The organism is Labilibaculum manganireducens (genome assembly GCF_002843385.1).
GTDB classification, from domain to species: Bacteria; Bacteroidota; Bacteroidia; order Bacteroidales; family Marinifilaceae; genus Labilibaculum; species Labilibaculum manganireducens.
Map to the genome: position 1 here is coordinate 25,931 of NZ_MVDE01000015.1, position 23,407 is coordinate 49,337.

17 protein-coding genes and 2 tRNA genes are annotated in these 23,407 nt (G+C 35.7%); 4 read left to right on the top strand and 15 right to left on the bottom strand.

The window, feature by feature from the left end:
• Positions 1-38: 38 nt before the first annotated feature.
• From gcvH to BZG01_RS11180, 15 genes are all read right to left on the bottom strand, one after another.
• On the bottom strand, positions 39-413 hold the full coding sequence (gene gcvH / locus BZG01_RS11110; RefSeq protein WP_101309912.1) for a glycine cleavage system protein GcvH: 375 nt from the start codon (positions 411-413) through the stop codon (positions 39-41).
• Positions 414-588: 175 nt separating this feature from the next.
• Positions 589-8,157 (bottom strand): T9SS outer membrane translocon Sov/SprA, encoded by a 7,569-nt coding sequence (sov, locus tag BZG01_RS11115; protein WP_101309913.1) that lies wholly within the window; start codon positions 8,155-8,157, stop codon positions 589-591.
• Between the two features lie 42 nt (positions 8,158-8,199).
• Positions 8,200-8,781, bottom strand: a complete 582-nt coding sequence (ruvA, locus tag BZG01_RS11120) for a Holliday junction branch migration protein RuvA (RefSeq protein ID WP_101309914.1) — start codon at positions 8,779-8,781, stop codon at positions 8,200-8,202.
• A gap of 142 nt (positions 8,782-8,923) precedes the next feature.
• Positions 8,924-9,979, bottom strand: coding sequence for a 4-hydroxythreonine-4-phosphate dehydrogenase PdxA (gene pdxA / locus BZG01_RS11125; protein WP_101309915.1), 1,056 nt, complete (start codon positions 9,977-9,979; stop codon positions 8,924-8,926).
• A gap of 249 nt (positions 9,980-10,228) precedes the next feature.
• Positions 10,229-11,668 (bottom strand): leucyl aminopeptidase family protein, encoded by a 1,440-nt coding sequence (locus tag BZG01_RS11130; protein WP_101309916.1) that lies wholly within the window; start codon positions 11,666-11,668, stop codon positions 10,229-10,231.
• 198 nt (positions 11,669-11,866) lie between these two features.
• Entirely contained in the window at positions 11,867-12,247 is a 381-nt protein-coding gene (locus tag BZG01_RS11135) for a hypothetical protein (protein ID WP_245870344.1), read from the bottom strand.
• Positions 12,248-12,250: 3 nt separating this feature from the next.
• The gene (locus tag BZG01_RS11140) at positions 12,251-13,249 is read right to left on the bottom strand and encodes a DUF4837 family protein (RefSeq protein WP_101309917.1); all 999 of its coding nucleotides are present in this window, start codon (positions 13,247-13,249) and stop codon (positions 12,251-12,253) included.
• A 28-nt stretch (positions 13,250-13,277) separates the two neighbouring features.
• Positions 13,278-14,726 (bottom strand): lytic transglycosylase domain-containing protein, encoded by a 1,449-nt coding sequence (locus BZG01_RS11145; protein ID WP_180327291.1) that lies wholly within the window; start codon positions 14,724-14,726, stop codon positions 13,278-13,280.
• Positions 14,727-14,945: 219 nt separating this feature from the next.
• Positions 14,946-15,146, bottom strand: a complete 201-nt coding sequence (tatA, locus tag BZG01_RS11150; RefSeq protein WP_101309919.1) for a twin-arginine translocase TatA/TatE family subunit — start codon at positions 15,144-15,146, stop codon at positions 14,946-14,948.
• Between the two features lie 52 nt (positions 15,147-15,198).
• Positions 15,199-16,554 carry an RIP metalloprotease RseP gene (gene rseP / locus BZG01_RS11155; RefSeq protein WP_101309920.1) on the bottom strand — a complete coding sequence of 452 codons (1,356 nt, stop codon included), beginning with the start codon at positions 16,552-16,554 and terminating at the stop codon, positions 15,199-15,201.
• A 78-nt stretch (positions 16,555-16,632) separates the two neighbouring features.
• Complete coding sequence (locus BZG01_RS11160) at positions 16,633-17,781, bottom strand: 1-deoxy-D-xylulose-5-phosphate reductoisomerase (RefSeq protein WP_101309921.1); 1,149 nt, start codon at positions 17,779-17,781, stop codon at positions 16,633-16,635.
• A gap of 24 nt (positions 17,782-17,805) precedes the next feature.
• A complete protein-coding gene (locus tag BZG01_RS11165; protein ID WP_101309922.1) occupies positions 17,806-18,678 on the bottom strand; it encodes a M23 family metallopeptidase in 873 nt (290 codons plus the stop codon).
• A 121-nt stretch (positions 18,679-18,799) separates the two neighbouring features.
• A tRNA-Met gene (locus BZG01_RS11170) sits at positions 18,800-18,871 on the bottom strand.
• A 63-nt stretch (positions 18,872-18,934) separates the two neighbouring features.
• A tRNA-Met gene (locus BZG01_RS11175) sits at positions 18,935-19,006 on the bottom strand.
• Between the two features lie 163 nt (positions 19,007-19,169).
• A complete protein-coding gene (locus tag BZG01_RS11180; RefSeq protein WP_101309923.1) occupies positions 19,170-19,622 on the bottom strand; it encodes a DUF4268 domain-containing protein in 453 nt (150 codons plus the stop codon).
• 134 nt (positions 19,623-19,756) lie between these two features.
• On the opposite strand from BZG01_RS11180, the gene BZG01_RS11185 reads away from it, so the two are divergent.
• From BZG01_RS11185 to BZG01_RS11200, 4 genes are all read left to right on the top strand, one after another.
• The gene (locus tag BZG01_RS11185) at positions 19,757-20,905 is read left to right on the top strand and encodes a metallophosphoesterase (protein WP_101309924.1); all 1,149 of its coding nucleotides are present in this window, start codon (positions 19,757-19,759) and stop codon (positions 20,903-20,905) included.
• Positions 20,906-20,917: 12 nt separating this feature from the next.
• Entirely contained in the window at positions 20,918-21,595 is a 678-nt protein-coding gene (locus tag BZG01_RS11190; RefSeq protein ID WP_101309925.1) for a DUF4956 domain-containing protein, read from the top strand.
• Between the two features lie 19 nt (positions 21,596-21,614).
• Positions 21,615-22,694, top strand: a complete 1,080-nt coding sequence (locus BZG01_RS11195) for a hypothetical protein (RefSeq protein ID WP_101309926.1) — start codon at positions 21,615-21,617, stop codon at positions 22,692-22,694.
• A gap of 65 nt (positions 22,695-22,759) precedes the next feature.
• Positions 22,760-23,365, top strand: a complete 606-nt coding sequence (locus BZG01_RS11200; protein WP_101309927.1) for a ribonuclease HII — start codon at positions 22,760-22,762, stop codon at positions 23,363-23,365.
• Positions 23,366-23,407: the final 42 nt, after the last annotated feature.

The following is a 23,407-nucleotide window of genomic DNA, read 5'->3' on the forward strand; positions in this document are numbered from 1 at the left end:
ACACGGTTGGTATGAGGGTTTCATTACATATTGAATAACTACAATAATTCTTTGTATTGCTCTGCAGTTAATAATTCTTCTAATTCTGAACTATCAGCAATTTTAATTTTCACAATCCAACCTTCACCATATGGATCAGAGTTGATCAAATCCGGAGCCTCTTCCAATTTCTCATTGAACTCTAACACTTCACCCCCAATTGGCATAAACATGTCTGAAACAGTCTTAACTGCCTCAATAGTTCCGAATATTTCTTCTTTATCTAATTCATCGCCTTCGGTTTCAACTTCAACAAAAACGATATCTCCAAGCTCTCCTTGAGCAAAGTCAGTAACACCAACAAAGGCTTCTTCTCCTTCAACACGAATCCATTCGTGATCTTTGGTATACTTTAAATTTTCAGGTACATTCATGATAGTATGTTGTTTATTAAGAGTATTAAATTACTGCCCAAATTTACATTTTTTTTTTAATTATAAAATATCACGTCATACGTAATTGAATGTTTTAGAACTTATTCTTATTCATTCTATTTGATGATTAATAATCATTGCAAAATCAGAATATAAGTGCATAACAGTAAAACCTCTAATTCGCAAGAGTAAAACGAATACTCGCACCAAATTCAGTAGTTGTAGTTGGGTATGAAAGTGAAACATAAGGAGTATTTACAATCCGGTCGTAATACAGTCTTAAATTAAATCTGTTACTCAAAACATAGTCAGCACTAAACTTAACTGTTACTACTTTCTGTCCTGATGTTAACTGATCCACTTCATCAACAATTTTTCTAATGATGGTATTGTTCTTACGAATTGATAGATCTCCCCTCAAATTAAGATCACTCTTATATTTTTTTTGCTTAGACCCCGAACCTATTATCATACCAAAATCATCAAATCGATATCCCAAACCAAAAATCATTTCATTAGAAGCCACTTCTGTTAACTGGGTATTTGATAAACTTAGAATCAAATTTCGTGTGCGCTTAATTTCAAAACTCGTCGAGAAATTATTCTTCCAAATCATATCAACGTTTATCAGGGGATTGAATTGCTCATTTATGGAAATTGAATTGGCTTCATAAAGAGGTAGAAAATTATGCGCCATATCCTGAATAATACTGTATCCGTCGTCACCTTCCTCGTAAGTTAAATTGGTATTATACGAACCCACATCATATGTTGCACTATATGAATGACTCAAATTTATAGATTTGAAATACCTCTTAACTAACGGAAGTTTGGATAAGCCTTCGAAAGTCACTCTCCAATTTGGTTTCATCCGGGAAATGGCCGGGAACAAACTATTATACCCTTTTCCTCCATTGCCATATGCTTTAAGAAAAGCTGGAATTAAAACTTCCTGAGATGTTTCTCCGTAACCTTCATAGTAATCCGTCTCTACTTTCGTTGTTTCTGTTCCTACAACAACCTCTGTGAATATTTTTTTGTCCTCATAATTTTCACCATATCTCTCTTTTGCCAATCGTAAACTTTCTTCTTTTCTTAAATCTAAAAATTTATCGAAATAGGCCGAAGAGTAATCTCCTGTATTCCCTATTGTAAAAAAGGCCGATTTCAAACTTAAAAAACTCATGCTGAAATTACCCGATTTAACAAGATTCTCGGCTGTAAAATTATCATTCCCCGAATCGTAAATATAGTATTCGCTTCGGTTTCTTGAATAATTACGATTTGCCGTTAAATCAATTTTCAATCCTTTTACCGGTTCAACAGTACTTCTTATGGTAAAATTTTGAGTATGACTCATTACGTATGGTTCATTCAAAGCTTCATCGGTTGTAATCCAACCTTTTTCGGCCGCACTTCTGGCAAAATTATTATCCTGATTACCAATCAAAAAGTTAAAACCAGGAGCCTTGGTTCCGTTATATGACTCACCACCAAAATAATTTGTTTGCGGCATATATCCAGGTAAAGTTGTTGAGTTAATCTCTGAATAATTAACCGAAATATTACGAACACTCATTACTGTTCTCAGAAAATTCTCCCCTATTAAGGCAAAAACTCCTTCACTCTCCGAAAGCTTGCCATTGACTCTTACCCGAACATTTTTCACATTCTCGCTTGAAGTAATCTTAGCTCTGTTACCTGTTACAGATTTCACCTTAACCTTTACTTCTTTTCCCTGAGTATCGTAAACCTTAATGGAGATATCCTCGGTTGACAATTTATGGTATATAGAGGTAGGAATTCCAGCTTTCAACTCAGCAACAGTACCTTCATAATTAACCTTCTTGTAATTCTCTGTTTTCTTTTTGTATTTCCGGTTCGAACCGTATTTTTGATTAATTCTTTTCAGCAAACCAATTTTATTGTACAAATTAACAAGGTTTAGCTGCCCGTTTACCTGTATATTATTGGAATTTCGAATGGTATTTCCCAACTCGATAGTATCGGCAGTTATTGCTCCGGCATTCCAATCATATGCCCCCGCATACCGTGCTGTAACGGATGTCCAGTTCAACAATGGAATTTTATTTATTGGAACCGTATAAGTAAGATTAAAATTATGATGGTACTGAATATTTCGCCCACCATCCATTAAATTATTCCAAATGGAATCTTTCCAAATATTATAGGTTTCACGATCTCTATCTCTATCAACAATTCCTTCCGGTTCATCAATTCGAGATGTATTTGTCGCTGAAAAATCAAACTTTAGTCCTTTCGTTAAGTTGTATTTTAAATCGTAATAACGATACCATATAAAATCCTTATCGAAAGTAGGTTTAATTTTAATAGTGGCGAGCTCTGTGTTTCCACTTCCTATTTCAGGAATATGCCTTTTCTCAATTTCACGGTAATAGCGCTGCAAATCAGATCGGAAAGAAAGTTGTGTCGGCAGATAGTAAAAATTAAAATCCTTTAATAATCTGAACATCGGATTTTGAAATGCTTTAACCCTCTTAAACGGCTGAACATTTTTCGGCACATTATTATAGTTATAACTCAATACACCTCTGTAATTCTTTTCCAAATCACGAACCGTATTCACATCTCTTGAATAAGTTTCGTTGTAGGAATAGGTAAGAGATAAATTCGAAACATCAAGCAATTTAGGTTTTCCCTCCGCCTTTTCTATACGAACATTCGTTAAATTAAAACTCTTTCTTTTCGTATATTCCTGAGACATTTTTTTGATGGAGTCCCGCTCTGTTTTTGAATTCGCATTCTCAAGTGCTACATCCAGTGGGATATCCGGATCTAAAGGATTGTACTCGGGACTTTTTGTTTCTTCAGAAATAGCGTAATACAATGGAATACGAACTCCCGATTTTTCTGGAAAGAATTTACCTAACTCAAAACTGGCTGATAAATCATATTGAAATATATCATCTTTGTATCGGTCATTAACACCATCTTCTATCCCTCCAAAACCAGATGTAATTTTACTTCCAGCCCAAGTTACTGTACCAAAATCAGCTAATTTTGTTGTTACCCGCAGATTTGCAGCCCAACCTCCATCTTCATCAAAATCCGTCAATCGCATTTCATTCAGCCAGACCTCTACCGATTTTAGTTGATGATCATCCATTCCGGCAGCATCATTGGTGGGATTTTTCACCCCAATCATAACCGTTCTAATGTTTGCCAAATTTGGATTTCCTTTTATTCTTACAATATGATTTTGATGTTGCGGATCGGCATCATTAGACAAATCACCAACTGTTAAATCATATATGTCGGAATATTTCGCATTAGTACCGCGTACGGCATCGTTTCTTAACTGCTTTATTGTCTGAAACAAACGAAGCTTAAAATCAAACCTATTTTCATCAGGCCAAACTGCTAAACGATCCTCTTCAATATCGCCGTTATAAAGACCAGCAGGTGTTAACCGCATGGGAATTTCATATTCGTAGTAATTGTCCTGATAATCTGATCCCAAACGAACAAATACACTCACTTCTTCGTCTCTCACAGAATAACCTTCAATCCCCTCAGCATGAACATCCATCTTGAACTTACCATATTTTCTGATGTCCATATTAAGGGTTTTGTAGGCCCCTTTCCCTTTTCCATCTTCCAAATCAGTAACTTTCAACAATATAGCCTGCTCATTCAATTGAATTAACTGAGGATTACTTGGATCCACAACCCGATCAATTCCCGGAGGCAAAATATAGTTTACCGGTTCTTTACTTGCATTCTCCTCAATATTTACTGCTGTAATATCGAAACCAGCTTCTGATACGATATCATCCGTTTCATTTTCGTTAATAGACTGATCATATCTTCGCCAATCATCACGAACCAAATCAAGGGTGGCAAAACGCAGAACCACATCTTCTTCAAAATCCCTTAAGAACATTCTCATGAAACGAATCGACGTAAAGTCACTAATATTACCATACGTATCCTTGAATTCATCAACCGGAATTTTAAACTGATACCAATCAACCGAGCCATTCGTTCCGTTAGCTAAATCCACATTACTGGTCACTTTATCCACAATAAAGTTTTGACCTATCTGCATATCTGCCGGTGCCATATGTACTTTGCATTGATAATATGCTTCGGTTTCACTCAGAGTATTATCATGGTTAATATCTTCTACATCAGGCAATGTTGTTGCGGATGTAGGATATGCGCTTCCTGATAACTCAGATGTTGGTGAATTCCCCTCCGGACCATTATACTTTTTATAACGTTCTAAAATACTTAGCTCATCACTATCGTAATCTGCTCCTCTAAAATAATGATAATCATCATTTGACGGATCATTCTGAGCCAAAACATATGCCTCGGAACCTGTCCCGAGGTTTGCCGAAATACTTATTGCCTGAATGTATTCCTTATAGAAACTCAACTCATCTTTGGAATTCAATCCATCCAATCCAACATCCTGATATCTTCTTGCATTTGTATTATTATCAAAAGCATTTACGAGTGATTGCACCAAAGGAACCCGTCCCCACTTAGTACTATCTACCAAAGTAATATTTTCATCCGCAGGCAACCCATTCTCAAATGATTTTCTTGAATCTCTTAATATATCTTCGGAAATATTTCCAAGATTAAAATATAAATTTCCCCCTTTATGATTTGGCTCGTAAACAAATGGATCCATCATCCAAAACTCAACGTAAGCAATATTTGCAGCTTCAAAATCGTTGGTTTCAATTTTACGCATAATACCACCCCATCTCGATTCCGGAGCTTTAAGAGTACCATCAGGATTCATACCCTGAGAAATCCCGGCTTGTCCATCAACATCAAAATTATAAGGCCCTTTTTCATCAGGGTAGTAGGCCAAATTCAGAACCGAAATATTAGTAGGAACCCCGGAGGCTCTCTCTTTATTTGGCCAAATTTCTTCTTCAAATATCTCTCGGACAAAGTGATTTGATTGCTGATCCTTATCCGATTTAATGTGCCCCGGTGTTGCAGAACTATTGCGCAAAAATAAAGGATCAATTACATACCAAGCCAGTTTTGCCCGGTTATATCCATATGCTAAATCATTATTCAAATCTCCTTCCTTAAATAAAGCTTCATTATTTTGCGGAGTACTAGCCAAAACCCATGAACTCAAACTTTTCATATCAATCGAAGTCTCTGTTCCCTCAAAATCATCGATATAGGCCGTACCCGAACTACCAATTGCTTTATTATGACCTGGAACCAATTGCGCAAATTCACCTTCAACAGCAATTGATGAAGGTTCTTTTGTTTCGATAAATGGAATTTTATCCACCATGCGGGTCAGGAACTCCGATTCGGTTCTATAGCTGCCATTCAGACCCCAAATAGTATTCGAAATTGGTTCATCACCAATATTAACCTTTTGTGTAAGAGGTTGCTCTGAAAGATGCATCATAGTTGCACCCAGATTGAAATCATCATTAAACTGATAATCCATTTGAACCCCAATCAACGTTTTGGTCTGAATGTTAAACAGCGAATTATTCTCCGAAGAAATGGAAATTGGAGTACTTGATTCCAATAAACTTTGATTGATTATTTTCACCCTTCCCAATGTATAATCAACAGTATAATCAATGTTCTCTATTAGTTCTCTTCCTCCAGCTTTAACACTAACCGAACCTGGTTCCACATTTAAAGCATTCAAAGAGATTTCTGAACTTGTTGACGATTTATAACTACCTTTCAAACTGTATTTATTTTTCTCGGCAATTTGCTGTGCATCATTTTGAGTTAAATTATAAAGCTCCTCAAACACATATTGATCTGCAATTGCATCATTGTTAATCTTTTTTCTAAGGTAGTTGCCAAAAGGTTCAATTTCCGGGAATATGATTCGGCCATTTGTAGAATAGATTGTAATCCCATCAATAAAATCAAACATTCCATCTGCACCCGGATCCAATTGTGAGTTCAGATTATCTACATTCAAGACTTCAAGAAGAATTTTATTTTTAATGTCCCCTTCCGGCAAATAATTTACTGCCGTCCCCGCATTATCGTTTTGATACAGTACATTTAATATGAAATCCTCTTGGTTAACCTGAAAAGCCCCAATGTTATAGATGTTTTTCATCATTAATTTCCATGTTGGCATTTGGGGACTAAGATTGGTTCCTTTCAGCAATTTCATGATGAGTGTTTGAGGAGCACTCACTCCATCGCTGGTAAATTCTCCAACTCTAAACACCTGTCCTCTGTAGGTATATTCATACGAAACAGCCAAAATCTCATCCGCGTTTAATGCCTGATTTAAGGATATATAACCCAATTTTTCGTTCACAGAATATTCCGATTCAGATAATTTGCGGGCATTTTCAACTTTTTCGTAATCTGTTCCGCTAACAAAACCAGGAGCTAATGGGGATAATGTACTTGTAACCTGATTAATATCTCTTATACCAGAATAAGTGGTTGTCATTTTCTGATACAAATCATTCAACTCGTTATTAGGCAAAGTTCCCGTTCCTGTTTGCGAAAATTCTGAAGGATTGGAAATATTTGCACCATCTTCGCCCAAATCAACATAAGCCACAAGGTTACGGGAATCCTGAAAATTAGAGGTTTTATTAGTCACCCAAACTTCAACTTTATTGATTGTAACTCCTGAATTAATTACAGGAAGATTTCGCAGAGATTGATCGTAGTGATCGTAGAAATATTTGGAAAGAAAGAAATGTCGGTTGGCTTCATATTTATCTACTGAAATCTCAAACTCATTTTTTTGCGCTCCATTCTCCATCTCAACAACACTGGTCTCCCCTTTTTGCTGCGAAAAAATAGAAGTTACAGATAGCTTACCAAATTGCATTTGGGCTTTAACTCCAAATAAATTTTGTCCCCCTGTAATAAGGGTATTTGAAATAGGCATGGAAACATTACCTGCTTCAATTTTCTTAATAATCTCATCTTCATCACCGGAATACTCCAGCCTCATTTGATTTTCGAAATCGAAAGTGGCCTCGGTATTGTAATTCACATCCATCTTCAACTTCTCGCCAACTGTACCAGTCACGTTCATTTGAATCTTCTCATCAAAATCGAAACTAGTTGTTTTTCTTAGATTTACAGGAAGAGTTGGGTTTTCGACCTTGGTTGTGTTAATACCAAAAGTTAACTCGGCTGATCCTTGCGGTTTTATGGAAATTGTATTACTGCCAAAAATTTTATCAACAAATTGCCCTCCTAATTTCAAATCCGGCACTAACTCATTACTTCCTGAAGTCCCATCACTCCGGCTGCGTTCCATCCAATAATCCCGAAGAGATTTTTCTGCTTCGTATTGCTTGTACTCTTCTGCAGTCATACTAATCGGACGACGATAATCGACATCTCCAATTCGCGTCACCAAAATATAATTCCCAGTAACAGCATCGTACTGAATAGATGTCAGAATATTTTTTGGATCCTTAAGATACAATGGAGATTGGTTTTGAGAACCAAACTCTTGATTATCGTTTACATCATCAAAGGGGTAAGGAAGTGAATTGTCCTTTGCATCAGGATTGTCTTTATGAAATGGTGATTTCAAATTGATTACACGTCCTGAGTCATTTATAGATCGTTTGACAGTATCCTGTTGTTGCACAGTTTGAATGCCAAATTCAGGATTAGAATTAAGGGCACTTAAGCTGTAATTACTTCCCAAAGCACTACAGAACAACACTATTAATAAGGTCAGAGTATATTTAATAAGTTTCTTCAATGGTTGATTACCTTAGGTTAGTAAAGCAATTACGTTCTTCAATTATAATTGTTTCAAGGCCAGCTTAATCAAATCCTCTACACTTGCATCAAGATTTGCTGTAAATATTTTATCGATAACTTTAGTTACTGAATTCTTCGCAAAACCTAACATCACTAAAGCAGATAACGCTTCTTCTTTAGTAGTATTGTTCTGTGGTAAAGAAAAGTCAGAGACATCAGTATCTTTTCCAAGTTTATCTTTTAATTCGATAATAATTCGTTGTGCCGATTTAGCTCCAATTCCTTTAACTCCCTGTAACGTTTTCACATCACTTGTAACAATAGCAGTTTGAATTTCGGAAGGCGTTAAAGATGAAAGCATCATTCGTGCTGTATTAGCTCCCACTCCTGATACCGAAATTAAATGTCGGAAAACACCGCGTTCATTAGCATCAAAAAAACCGAAAAATATATGAGCATCCTCTCGAACAACCTGATGCAAATACAATTGTGCCTCCTTATGCCCCGACAATTTCGAATATGTATTCAATGAAATATTTAAAAAATAACCTATTCCGCTAGTTTCAATAACTACTGAGGTGGGTGTGAGATCATCAATAACTCCCTTAATATACTCAAACATAAAATATGAATTGAATTTTTCTGTTTAGATCCTTAAAATATGTAAAAATATGCAAATTTTATAATCAATGCTTCGCTTTTAACAAAAAAAGAAAGAGCGATTTAAATTTAACCGCTCTTTTTACTATTTTGTTAATAATTTATTACGAATTTTTTGATGCTTCTGATGTTTGCATAGGGTTCTTACTAATTTCCTCAAAATTTTCCCGGTTTCTAAAAACATCAATAGCCATATACAATGCCTGCTGAAAAGATTTTTCAGATGCAACATTTGTTCCGGCAATAGAATATGCTGTACCATGGGCAGGCGATGTGCGTATTTTAGATAATCCTGCGGTAAAATTTACCCCTGAATCAAATGCCAAAGCTTTAAATGGAGCCAAGCCCTGGTCATGATACATTGCCAGAATGGCATCAAACTTCATGTAATCTGAAGAACCAAAGAAACCATCAGCAGGATAGGGACCTAAAGCCATTATTCCCTTTTCACGAACCTCTTCCAGAGCAGGAATTATTTCATCGATCTCTTCTGTTCCAATCAATCCATCATCACCTGCATGCGGGTTTAGACTTAAGACAGCAATTCTTGGCTTTCTAATTCCAAAATCCTTCTGAAGAGAACTATTCAAAATATTTAGCTTACTAATAATATTTTCTTTTGAAACAACCTCAGGCACCTTGGAAATAGGCACATGACCTGCAACAACACCCACTCTTAGCTTATCGCTGATTAAAAGCATTAACGATTTACCGGAATTCAATTTACTTTCCAAATATTCTGTATGCCCCGGAAAAACAAAATCCTTAGATTGGATATTCTTCTTGTTTATTGGCGCTGTAACCAACACATCAATTAATCCCTTTTCTAAATCTGCAACAGCAGCTTCTAAAGCCTTAAATGCAGATTCACCGGCACTGCTTGTTGATTTACCTAACTCAACTTTTATATTTTCATCAACACAGTTAATAATATTTGTTCTATTAGGATGTGCTTCCTGAGCTTCCTTAATATTATTCAAACTAAAAGTTTCTATGTTGAGTGCCTTTCGATGATAAGCTGCAACTTTTGGAGAGCCATAAATAATTGGAGTACAAATTTCATACATCCTTTCATCCATCAAGGTTTTAATAATAACCTCGTAGCCAATTCCGTTAATATCGCCATGAGTGATTCCAACTCTTATTTTAGTGTTTTTCATCTGCTGTTTATTTTATATCAGTGGACTGATATCACTTTCAAAAGTCCAATTTTAATCCGATGCTATTTAAATAGAGTGAACTGGAAAATGATCAGCTATATCGTTACTTCTTATACTCTCTGACTTTATCAATACGATTAACAGAGTGATTAAGAAATACATTTGCAAAACATTTGTGCCTTAAATTTTAAAAAAATCATTACAAAAATAGAAAGATTCAATAAAAGAGCATCATCTTTTCAATTATTCCTACGATCGATATTGTTTAATAAATTCAAATAACAAGCGAACCCCAACACCTGTGCCTCCTTTACCTCTGTAATTATCTGTTGTACTTACAAACGCCGGTCCGGCAATATCGAGATGAATCCATGGATAATTCGTAAAATGTTCCAGAAATTTTCCTGCTGTAATTGCTCCACCGTCACGACCACCAATATTTTTCAAATCTGCGATATCCGATTTTATCAGTTCTCCAAATTCCTCCCAAAAAGGAAATTCTACCAGTCTTTCGTAAACTTTCTCTCCTGACTCCTTTAATTGAGTCATCTTATCCTTACTATCCTCATTCCCCATTGCCACCATGCCATACTTCCCGATAGCCACAGCCGCAGCACCTGTTAATGTCGCTAAATCGACAACAAATTCCGGTTGATATTGATCTGCATAACTAAGAGCATCGGCCAAAAGCATTCTTCCTTCAGCATCTGTATTTAAAACCTCAACAGTTTTCCCATTGTACATTTTAATAACATCGCCGGGTACATAAGCATTTCCACCAGGACGATTGTCTGTTGCAGGAATTAAGCCAATTACATGAATTGGCAGTTTAGCTTTCGCAATTGCATAAATTGCTCCGGCTACCGATGCTGCACCACCCATATCAGATTTCATCAGATCCATGCTGTCCTTAGTTGGCTTAAGGCTCAATCCGCCGGTATCGTATACAACCCCTTTTCCAACAAAAACAATTGGTTTCGAATTAACCGCCTCTTTCGATTTCCACTCCAATATAGAAAAAGTAGGCTCGTCGAGACTGCCTTTATTCACGGCCAAAAGACCGCCCATCTTTAAACTTTCAATCTTTTTCTTTCCAAAAACATCAACAGTAAATCCAGCTTTAACTCCCATTTCCTGAATTTCTTCACTTAATTTTTCAGCTGTAAGATAACTTAAAGGTTCGTTTACAAGTTCGCGTGCAAACTTCACCCCTTCAACAACTGCAATTAACTCATTAAGCTGTGTTGAGCTGACAGCGTCACTATAGATAATTACTTCTTCCAGAGTATGCTTTTGTTTTTTTGTATCGGTAAAATATTTTAGAAACTGATAATTTGTCAGGGCAACACCTTCAGCAAAAGCAAGTATTGCTTCTGCATCGTTCAGATAATCCTGTAAAACAATTTTGGCGATTTTACTTTCCTGAATCCTGGCATGAAAAGAGAAGCCCAGCTTCCTCATTTTCTCCAAATCGGAATTAGTATACTTTTTATTATCTGCCACATGCAAATAAATTTTGTGCGTATAACGATTCAACTCTATTAACGTATTCTCGGCGGCAATTTGCTCTTCAGCAAACTTCATCTCCTGCTCGGAAAGAGGAAGGTTTTTATAATTCCCGGCAGTTGCCAAAAAAAGAATGTTCTCGTTCTCATCTGGCTTCTGAAAGCTTTTTACTTCTATTTTCATCGGAACTCATGTTAGTGTGAAAAACCATATCGATCAACACAGTAATTCCTCAATACTTCGAACTTGATATTTTCAAGTTCTGATAAACAGATATTTCCTGTGATTTTTACAGCCAAGTAAAAATAGTAAAAAACTAAGCGGAAAACATTACTCCTTGATAAGGAAAAAAGAAAACTGCAGCTTAATGCTGCGGTTTTCTTATAATTTATCCGGATTTTCCTTGAAATAATTCCTTATCAATACTTTTTTGAGTTCCCTTAAAATAATTAGCTCAGTAAGTAATTCTGATTTTGGAACATCAGGAAAATTTAATTCTGTTTTAATAATCTGCTTTTCACTCACATCTATCTGATACAGCAATAGTATTAAACGATGATAGTCCCGATCCAATAAATGAGTTAAATGTTCATTTAACTGACTAAAAAGTTCTTCGTATGCATTATGAATTTTTCCGGAAAATTTCACTTCCAATCCAAACTGATCAAAATCTTTCTCAATCTGGGCCGCAACCTGCCGAATCACCTCTTCGCGATTACGATAAGGTTCAATACTCAAATTTTTTAAATCGGGTAAATTCACGTTCTATTCCTTTTCTATGCTTGTGTAAGAATACATGATCGCTTCCAGTTCTCTCAACAATTCACGCTTATCGTGGTTTGGATAATAAACGTACGAATCCATACACACAACTCTGTTGTTCTTTTGATCAAGAAAAGTAATATTTACAAAAGGACCTCCCATAAAATCTCCGTTCACTTTCCATAAACCTCTTGTTTCCGTTGCATAGTTCCCGAAAAACTCGAATTGACGGTTCGAAATTGGAAAATCCATTTCAGTACTCATATAACTACCCTCCTTAGGTCCCGGAACAAACTTCTGAAGTAATAAATTCCTCTTTTTAATCACCTCATCCTTCGTAAATGAATCCTCGGAAATATAATCGTAGGTATAAATAAACATCCCTTGACTCGTTGAGGGAGTCTCCTTGCTTACCCAAAGAAAATCAGGTTCTTCTTTGTTTATGGTATATCCCGCAGGGAAAGATAGAGTGAAATTATTTTTCTCCTTTAGCTTTTCGAAAATTTCCTGAACAACATTCTTTTTAAAAACCTTAATTTTCCTTTCTCGTTCTCCAATATGAAAATAGGCAATAATCTTATTTTTATTTTCGCTCAAAAGCTGGATCATCTCCTTGTTGCTCTTAGCTTCAATCTTCATAAACGATTGTGTTTTCGCATACAATTCATTCTTTACTGAGATCTTATTTTCCTTAACTTTCGACGAAACCCTAAGATCCAAAATACTTCGGTGAGTTTTAAACATACTGGAAAACTCATTGTGCGAAATCTGCAGTATATCAAAAAGTGTCTCATCTTGCGGCAATCCAATTTGAGTATCATTTAATACCGCCTTTAATGTATCTCCAACACTTCCTTCATATAAAGCATCATTTATTATTACAACTATTTCTCCCGATTTCCCGGTTACTACAGGTCTTAGTCCTTGTGTTGTTTTCTTGCAGGAAGAAATACTTACCGTTACAAGCAAACAAAGTAATGTTGTTTGAATTATTCTCTTCATAATTTTAAATTTACAGAGACAAATGTTTCTATTCGTAATGAACTATTTTTAATACCATTCCCGGTACTAATTTCTTAGAACGGGTTATACTATTTAATTCAACCAAATCGGTAGTCGATTCAAGTTGAAATCTATCTGCAATCGAGCTTAAACTATCTCCAGTCTGAACTTCATAAAGTAAAAAACTACTTTTTTTCAATAAAGGATCCCTTTGTGGCTTTTGAGCCAAGGTATCGGAAGGGTAAACCCAGATTTTCAGTTTTTGTCCAATAAAAATATCAGGACTATCCATCTCATTCCATTCCTTGATATTATTTATTGTACAGCCGTACTTCATTGCAATTTTATGAAAATACTCTCCCGCCTCTACACTATGTATTATACAGTATTTCCCCTCAGTCGTTGAAAGATCCTTTTGAAGATCAAGATATTTTTTAGGCTCATCCTTCATTCCGTAAATAACCTCTTCCAAATCAATAAATTTGCCCACTTTTCCTATTGGAAGAATCAATTTAGCCGGAAGTTCACACAAAGGAATCAAATCACACTTGTAAATTGGATTTAACTCCCGAACTGCCTCTATGGGTAAATCAAGCACTTTGGCAACATGTTGAAACGAAATTGGCTTATTTACAGTAACTGGAGATATTCTAAAGTATGGATATACATTTTTCGCAGGAACAATATTGTGTTCGGAACTATAATTCATGACATAATTAACGGCTATAAATGCCGGCACGTAATTTCTGGTTTGTTCGGGAAGATAAGGTGATATTTCCCAGAAATCAGTCTTTCCTCCTGAACGTTGAATCGCTTCACGCACAATACCAGGCCCTCCGTTGTAAGCTGCCAATGCGAGTTTCCAATCACCAAAAATCCGATACAAATACTGAAGATATTTGCAGGCTGCTTCTGTTGATTTCTCCGGATCCATTCTCTCATCAATATACGAAGTGATTCTTAAGTCGAACATTTTACTGGCATTAAACATGAACTGCCATAAGCCAATGGCTCCTGATCGTGATTTTGCTTTAGGGTCCAAAGCTGATTCTATAACTGATAAATATTTCAATTCCAATGGAAGCTGGTACTTATCCAAATACTCTTCGAACAAAGGGAAATACAATTCGGAACGCTCTATAATTTTTGCGGTTTTTTCACGATGCCTAATTGCATATGCGTCAATATATCTTCTGACAATTGGCTTAAAATCCAACTGAACCGGACTTTTTGCATTGAGCTTATCCATCCTCTCCTGATATACTTCATCAGAAAAAACTGGAATATAATTAGCATCCATTACAGTATTTTCCGGAAGATCTTCTTTCAATATTTCCGAAGTGAAATGAATCAAGCGCTGATTGATTTCATTAATATTCTCAGGCTTTTCTTTGTTCAGAATATTAAAAAGAGACTGTGCATCTGCCTGAATAGCAAAAGCAAAGCAAATCAAAATAAGAAGTAAATATTTCCTCATATATGTCAGCATTTAAATGCTCCTAAATTTCGTAAAATAATACGAAATGAAGATATTTCATCAACAAAATAACATAAAAAAAACATTTATTTCTAAATGTTCCGCTCAAAATGAATCTAAATAACTAAAAAGTTAGTTTTAAGATCATTATTATTTTAATCCTATTCAGGGAAAAAGGACGTGACAAAAAAGGCAGGAAGTAACTCCTGCCTTTCCCATCTATTTATTGTCGGATTCTTTATCCTTACGTTTATCCTTATCGTCATCCATATCAGTAGCCTTTTTAAACTCTTTCATTCCCTGACCCAATCCTTTCATTAGTTCCGGAATTTTTTTTCCACCAAAAAGAAGTACAATTACAAATACTATAATTATAATTTGCCAGGGACCAACCATTCCGGCTAAAACAAAAAGGTTCATATCTATTTATTTAATGATTTAGAATACTAAGTTACTAATTTTACTGAAATTTCTATTTCATATTAGAAATCCATTTTACAACATCATTACCATTTGCAAATAGTAAAAGACCAAACAACAGCACCATTCCGGTTATCTGTGCATACTCCATAAACTTATCTCCTGGTTTTCTTCCTGTAATGATCTCATACATCAAAAACATTACATGTCCGCCATCCAAAGCCGGAATGGGAAGAATATTCATGATCGCCAAAATGATTGAGAGAAATGCAGTCAGATTCCAAAAGGCCTCCCAATTCCAAACACCCGGAAAAATATTACCAATAGTTATAAAACCACCTATTGATTTATATGCTTTAGTTTCAGAAGAGAAAATCAGTTTAAACTGTTTTAAATAGGATCCGAGCTTATCAATCCCTTTATTAAAACCTGCAGGAATTGATTCAACGAAAGTGTACTCCAATGTTTCATACTCGAACAAACCCGATTCTATTTGTGGATAGAATCCAATTTTCCCATCATCTCCAACAGTTAGCTGAACTTGTTCGGACTTTCCGTCTCGATTCAACTGAACCAAAATACTTTTACTCTTCTTCGACTGTAAAAAAGTCTGAAATTGATCGTAGTAGCTGAAACCAACAGAATCAATCGATACAATTTTATCTCCTTTCAAAATTCCGGCCTCACTTGCAGGAGATTCTTTCAACACTTTTCCAATAGAAACAGCACTGTAAGGATAACGAATATCAAACACAGGACTTAAAGAGAATCCCTTACTGCTTTCCTCCAATAATGCCGGCACAAAAGAAGAAGGAATATCAATACTTAGCTGCTCATTATTTCTTATGAATTGAATCGACTTAGGACTATTTAGCAAGATATCCGGAACGATATCATTAAACTTTTTTACTTTTTGATTATCCAAAGCAACAATTTTGTCACCATCCTGCAATCCAATACTCTCGGCCAAAGAATCACAAACAACACCATACTTCACATTTTCCGCCGGCAGATATTGCTCACCCCAAGTGTAAAGCACTGCAACATAAATAACAAATGCAAGAACAAAGTTCACCAAAACACCACCTACCATGATCAATAACCTTTGCCATGCCGGTTTCGATCTGAATTCATAAGGCTCAGGAGGCAATTTCATCTGCTCCTTATCCATCGATTCATCAATCATTCCTGATATTTTCACATAACCACCAAGAGGCAGCCATCCAATACCGTATTCTGTTTCTCCTTTTTTAAATTTAAACAAAGAAAATCCAGGATCGAAAAACATGTAAAACTTTTCAACTCTGGTTTTGAATAATTTTGCAAAGGTAAAATGCCCCAATTCATGCAACACAACCAAGATGGACAGACTCAACAAAAACTGTCCTATTTTAACGATTACTTCCATTCAATTTCAATTAATAATTTAAACTCTTTGCCGACTAATAGGATCAGCAAATTAGCGGATGCCTAAGATAGGTATTTTTTACAACATAGATAATGCCAGTTTCCTTGCTTCCTTATCTGTTAACACATAATCTTCGTAGGTTGGATTTTTAATAAATCCGGTTTTGTGCATACAGTCTTCTATAATATCGCTCATTCGTAGAAACCCAACTTCATCTCTTAAAAAGGCATCAACAACTATTTCGTTGGCAGCATTTACAATACATGGTAAATTCCCGCCTTTTTCCATTGCCTGAAAAGCCAGATTTAAATTTTTAAAATTCTTTGAATCGGCCGCTTCGAAACTCAAATTCGGATAATCTAAAAAATTAAAACGTGGAAAATCTGTTTTTAATCTTTTCGGATAGGTAAGAGCAAACTGAATAGGTAATTTCATATCCGGCAATCCCATTTGTGCTTTCATCGATCCATCTTCAAACTGCACTATTGAGTGCACAATTGATTGCGGATGCACAATCACATCAATTTGAGAAGCTTTTAAATCGAACAGCCATTTGGCTTCAATCGCCTCAAAACCTTTATTCATCATACTGGCAGAGTCAATGGTTATTTTTGCTCCCATGTCCCAGTTTGGATGCTGCAAGGCTTGCTTAGAACTTACGTTTTCTAGAAATTTTTTATCCTTGCCTCGAAACGGTCCTCCCGAAGCGGTCAAATAAATCTTTTCAATCGAATTATCGAACTCGCCGGATAAGCACTGAAAGATTGCTGAGTGTTCAGAATCAACAGGGTAAATATTAACACCATTCTCTAAGGCTAATTTTTGAATAATTTCACCGGCAACCACAAGAGTTTCCTTATTTGCCAGAGCAATATTCTTTTTTGCCTCAATTGCTTTAATAGTGGGAAGAAGTCCTGAATATCCAACCATTGCTGTAACCACAATATCGATTGCTGACATTTGCACGACTTGTGCTATTGCATCAATTCCTGCATAAACCTTTATGGGTTCATTTTTTAAAGCTTCGGAAAGCTCAGTGTATTTTTCTTCGCAGGCAATAACAACAACATCGGGATGAAATTTTTTCGCTTGCTGAATCAACAGCTCAATATTATTATTCGCCGTCAGCACATCCACAATAAATTCATCAGGATTGGCTTCCACCACTTCTAAGGTCTGCGTTCCAATGGAACCTGTAGATCCCAAAATGGCAATATGTTTACTCATCAATAATTAGAGTTTTGTTTGTAGTTAGAATTTGATATAATCCTCAGGATTTAAAGCTTGCCCATTGTGCCACAACTCGAAATGCAAATGAGGTCCGGATGTAAGCTCTCCCGAATTCCCCAGTAAAGCAATTGCCTCGCCGGCTTTTACGTGCTCGCCTGTTTTCTTCAACAGTTCAGAATTGTGCTTGTAAACCGACAATAAATTGTTCGAATGTTGAATTTGAATAACGTAACCAGTATTTAGTGTCCATTCTGAAAACACAACGGTTCCATCCAATACCGATGAGATTCTTTCATTCAGTCCCCCGACAATGTCGGTACCAAAATGCTCAATTTTACTATCGTAATGATTAGAAACCATACCGTTAATTGGTGCAAAAAAATAGGTGTTGGATAAACCTCGTGCTTTGGGAGCACTCCCAAGAGATAAATTATATTTCTCATCCTCCTCATGCTCTTTCCGAAAAGCAGAATCATTCGAAGAGATACTAAAGCTTAAATCTTTGTATTTGGGATCGACAATTGAATCATCGGCATTCTCAACAACATTATCGAAATCATTTCCTGAAATAACATTTCGAATTCCTTGAAAAAAGCGATCTCTTTTATCCAGTTCTGCAATAAGGGAATCTGCTAAAATCGCGTTATCCTCAATGTTTTTTCGCATTTCTCCATCGGGGTAACCGGGAATATATTCACGTAACGGAGTAAATGCAATAAGTAAAGTCACCAACGCGATAAGGATAATTGAAAACAATCCAGTTACCGTAAAAACATTTAAACGTGATAATCGAATCGATAACACCTCATCAAAAGTACCTTCATTGGAAATAGTTAACCTGTATTTGTTTTTTAATTTCTCAAGTAAAGGCTTTTTCTCTTTTAAACGACTCATAATGAACGGATCTAAAATATTTACGCAAAGGTAAGAGAATTAGCGTAAAATGTTTACTTCTGAGAAGGTAAAAATTGCCAATAAAAAAGGGCTTTGGATTTCTCCAAAGCCCTTTTGCTAGTAGCGGGAGCCAGACTCGAACTGACGACCTTTGGGTTATGAGCCCAACGAGCTACCACTGCTCCATCCCGCAATATATTTTCGAAAGATACTATCTTTTATTTCTTGTTTAGGCCTGCTTAATCCTAATTCTTAGTAGCGGGAGCCAGACTCGAACTGACGACCTTTGGGTTATGAGCCCAACGAGCTACCACTGCTCCATCCCGCAATATATTTTAAGAAATATCTTTCGTTTTGCGGTTGCAAAGATAGGAGGCTTTTGTTCGAAAACAAAATTATACTGATAAAATTTAAACAAATCCTTACTGGCACTGCTTTAAACAAAGATATAAGCACTGTTTACCACGCAGATACGTCTCCAAAAAAATATCCTACACAGCTTGCAGTACAACATCTTTAACATCTAAAAATGCTTCTTCTAAAATTGTCATTTTCGAGAACATGAATTCGAAATAGCTTTTCCATTCACCCTTGTTATAAATCGATGCTCCTTCCAAATGATAATAAATCATACCTACATCTTTAAATCCCTCGATAAAATAGTCTTTCTCCCATTTTAAATCCGCTCCGCAAGTACTCATTATTACAGGCTTATACTTTTCGAACTGTTCATAAACAGAATGTCTTTTCGAATCCAACTTACTGTCTATCTGAATAATAACAAACGCTCCATTCTCATTCAGATCAAACTTTAACTGCACTTCCTTAATCTGAGTTCCACGTAAAACCCATGAGGTCATCTTTCTTCCCTTTTCTTTTGAATATCTCTTAAATCCATCCCAAAATTGGATTTTGACTTCTTTAGATTCTTCTTTAGTATACATAGCTCTGCTTTTTTTTTACAAAAATAAGGATATCTTACAAGATATAATGGTTTAGAGGAATATGAATCCGCATTTAATTAAAATGGAAATTAATCTTATCTTTAAACACTCTAAATAACGCAATCAGATAATTAATGCAGATAAAACAGGTCTACATATATTTACTCCTCATATTATTGCTTGGTTCTTTTCAGTCTCACGCATCTTTTGACCTGGACACAATTTGCAAAGACTCCTTGATTGTTGCCAGCTATGTGGAAGGTCCGCATGTTAGATATATTTCTCCAACAAGAGTGGAGGCTTTCTACATTGTTCACGACAGCATAAAAAACAAAACCAGAAAAATAAGCAAGACTTTTCGGTTTAAGAATGACACAGTAACCTTCCTCGGATTTGCAGGAAATGATACTCTGACTTATATTATTCCTGATAAAATAAAACCTGAGACAGGGGAAAACCCTTCAAATAATAAGATAGTCGTTCTGGGAGATATCCATGGGGAATTTGAATCATTATTGGCTATTCTTCGCTACAACAAAATTATTGATGAAAAAAACAAATGGAATTTTGGTGATGGACAAATCGTTTTTACCGGCGATGTATTTGACAGAGGAGATAAAGTAACAGAATGCTTATGGTTCATTTTTCAATTGGAAATTCAAGCGAAAAAACAAGGTGGAATGGTTCATTACCTTCTGGGAAACCATGAAATGATGGCTTTACTTTTTGATGATAGATATGTTGTTGATAAATATCAGCATGCGGCTCATTATATTCACTTTCATTACTCACATTTTTTCGACAAACATTCGGTTTTGGGCAAATGGCTGCGATCTAAAAACACAATTGTTCGTATTGGAGAACAGTTATTTGTGCATGGTGGTATTTCTCCCGATCTTTTAGAGAAAAAAATGAGTATTGATGAAGTAAATACCGTTATGAGATACCACTTAAATAATTATACCGAACTAAAAGACACGACATTAGTTGATTTATTTTTATATTCAAATAGTCCGTTATGGTATCGCGGCTATTTATCAAGAACACCAAAATATGACCGTATATCTTTACAGGAAGTACTAAAGACACTTGATTTTTATCATGCCAACGTTATTATTTTTGGACACACTCCTGTCGCTAAAGTATATCCATTTTATTCGTTTAAACTAATTGGAATGGATGTGCCCATAGGCGATCCCAACTATATTGATCAGGGCTTACTTATAGAGAATCAGAAATATTATCGGATATTTGCACATAAGGAAAAAGAACGGTTACAATAAAACGAAAACAACATGGAATTTATTACTGATATAATAACGAACCCAAATATTCCAACATCATTTATGGACTCGAATAATATACTTGAATTATTATTCCGGTTCATACTTAATTTAGCAGTAACAGTTTTTGTAATCAATTACGTTTATTTCAGAGCTACAGGAAAACGATCCTACGTTTTTACCTACATCATGATTAGTACAACCGTATTCTTTCTTTGTTTCTTACTTGGAAGTATTGAATTACAACTAGGTTTTGCTCTTGGATTATTTGCAATCTTTGGAATTATCCGATACCGTACCGACACCATACCAATCCGGGAAATGACCTACCTTTTTCTTGTCATTACCATATCAGTTATTAATGCATTAACCAGGGGTGAAGTTAGTTTTAGCGAAATTGCTTTTACCAACACAGCTTTCATGGCAACCACCTGGGTGATGGAAAGGGTATGGATGAAACGTCATCTTGCAAGAAGAACCATAGTATACGACCGGCTTGATTTAATTCATCCCAGCAAGCATCAGGAATTAATTGATGACATAGAAACCCGGACAGGAATGGTAGTCGCAAAATTTAGTATCGGACAAATAGATTTGGCAAAAGGATATATAAAACTCATTGTATTCTACAAAGAGTCTGTAACTCCTAATATATTAACCGATGCCGAAATAAGCGAAAGGAGTACCTGACTAATAAAACATCTTTGTTATGATAAAAATATTTCGACACAAGACTTTTCTGATACTCTTCCTATTCTCACTGGGATGCACAAGACTATTTGCAATTGGTCAGGAAAAAATCGATTCTGTTTATCATGCTCCGGATTTATTTGAATCCGATTCACTTATTGAATTATCAATAACTACTGATCTAAAGTCATTGGTTAAAGATGTAGGTGATAATAACAAATATCACAAGGGGAGACTCTCCTACCTACTTGGTGATTCGATTGTTTCCATGATTGTAGAGCTTAAAACCAGAGGTAATTTCAGGAAAGACCGCAGTATTTGTGCATTTCCCCCGTTAACTGTAAAATTCAACAAAGCAGAATCAAGCTATTCACTCTTTCACGATAACAATAAGCTAAAACTGGTTTCTCATTGTCAAAATCGAAACGATTGGTATGAACAAATGATTATCCATGAATATCTGATCTACAAAGCATATAATATTTTCACACCTGAAAGTTTTAGGGTTCGTTTGGTAAAGATAACTTACAAAGACAGCAAAGAAGAAATGAAACCTCTGGAAAAATTTGCATTCTTTATAGAAGACTTTAAAAAAATGGCTGCAAGGAATGGCAAGATAGCCCGTTACGACAAAAAAGTTCATCAGGATCGTACCAACATCAGTAAGGTAACCAAACTTGCCATCTTTCAATACATGGTTGGGAATACAGATTGGGGAGTTCCAACCCTTCATAACATCAAACTTATTTCGAAGACACCATCTTCTCGCTTAATAACAGTACCCTATGATTTTGACTGGGCCAGTTTGGTAGATGCTCCCTATGCCGTCCCTAATGCAAAATTAGATATTCAGTCTATTCACGAACGGCTTTACAGAGGTTATCAACGAACCGCTGAAGAACTGGAATGCATTTTCAGGGAATTTAGAATGAAAAAAGAGTTTTTATACAAACTATACACGAATTGTCCTTATCTGGATGATAAAGAGAAAGAACGTGCCTTGAATTATTTCGATGAATTCTATGAAATAATAGACAATCCTAGAAGTGTAAAGTCAGAATTTATTGACGGCGCCCGAATTATCAAATACAAAAATTAATTTAACAGATGCACATTTGATTCCATAGAAAATTCGATCTATTTTTACAGACAAATATTGCATCTATGAATGAATTAGCCTCCTATTTACACAAAAATATGATTGAAGCCGGTTGCGACGAAGCAGGAAGAGGTTGTCTTGCCGGACCCGTATTCGCATCGGCAGTAATCTTACCTAAAAATTTCTCGAACAAAATATTAAACGATTCAAAAAAACTGTCAGAAAAAAACAGATATTTGCTTCGCGAAGTAATTCAGAAAGAAGCAATTGCCTGGGCAGTTGGAATTGTCAGCCACACCGAAATCGATCAGATTAATATTTTGAATGCTTCTTTTTTAGCTATGCACAGAGCTGTTGAGCAACTCAAAATTACACCTGAACATCTGCTTATTGATGGAAACCGCTTCACTCCTTATCCTAATATCAATCACACCTGTATCATAAAGGGAGATGGGAAATACTTATCGATTGCAGCGGCTTCTGTTTTGGCAAAAACCTATCGCGACGATTACATGTTATCCGAGCATGAGAAATTTCCTTGTTACGATTGGAAAAACAACAAAGGTTATCCAACCAAAAAACATCGCTTGGCCATTCAGGAGCACGGAATCAATCCCATCCACCGAAAAACCTTTTCTCTCCTGCCAAATCAATTAGAGTTGAAATTTTGAGGAAAAACAGCTCATTAACAAGCAATTATCAATTCTATTTAA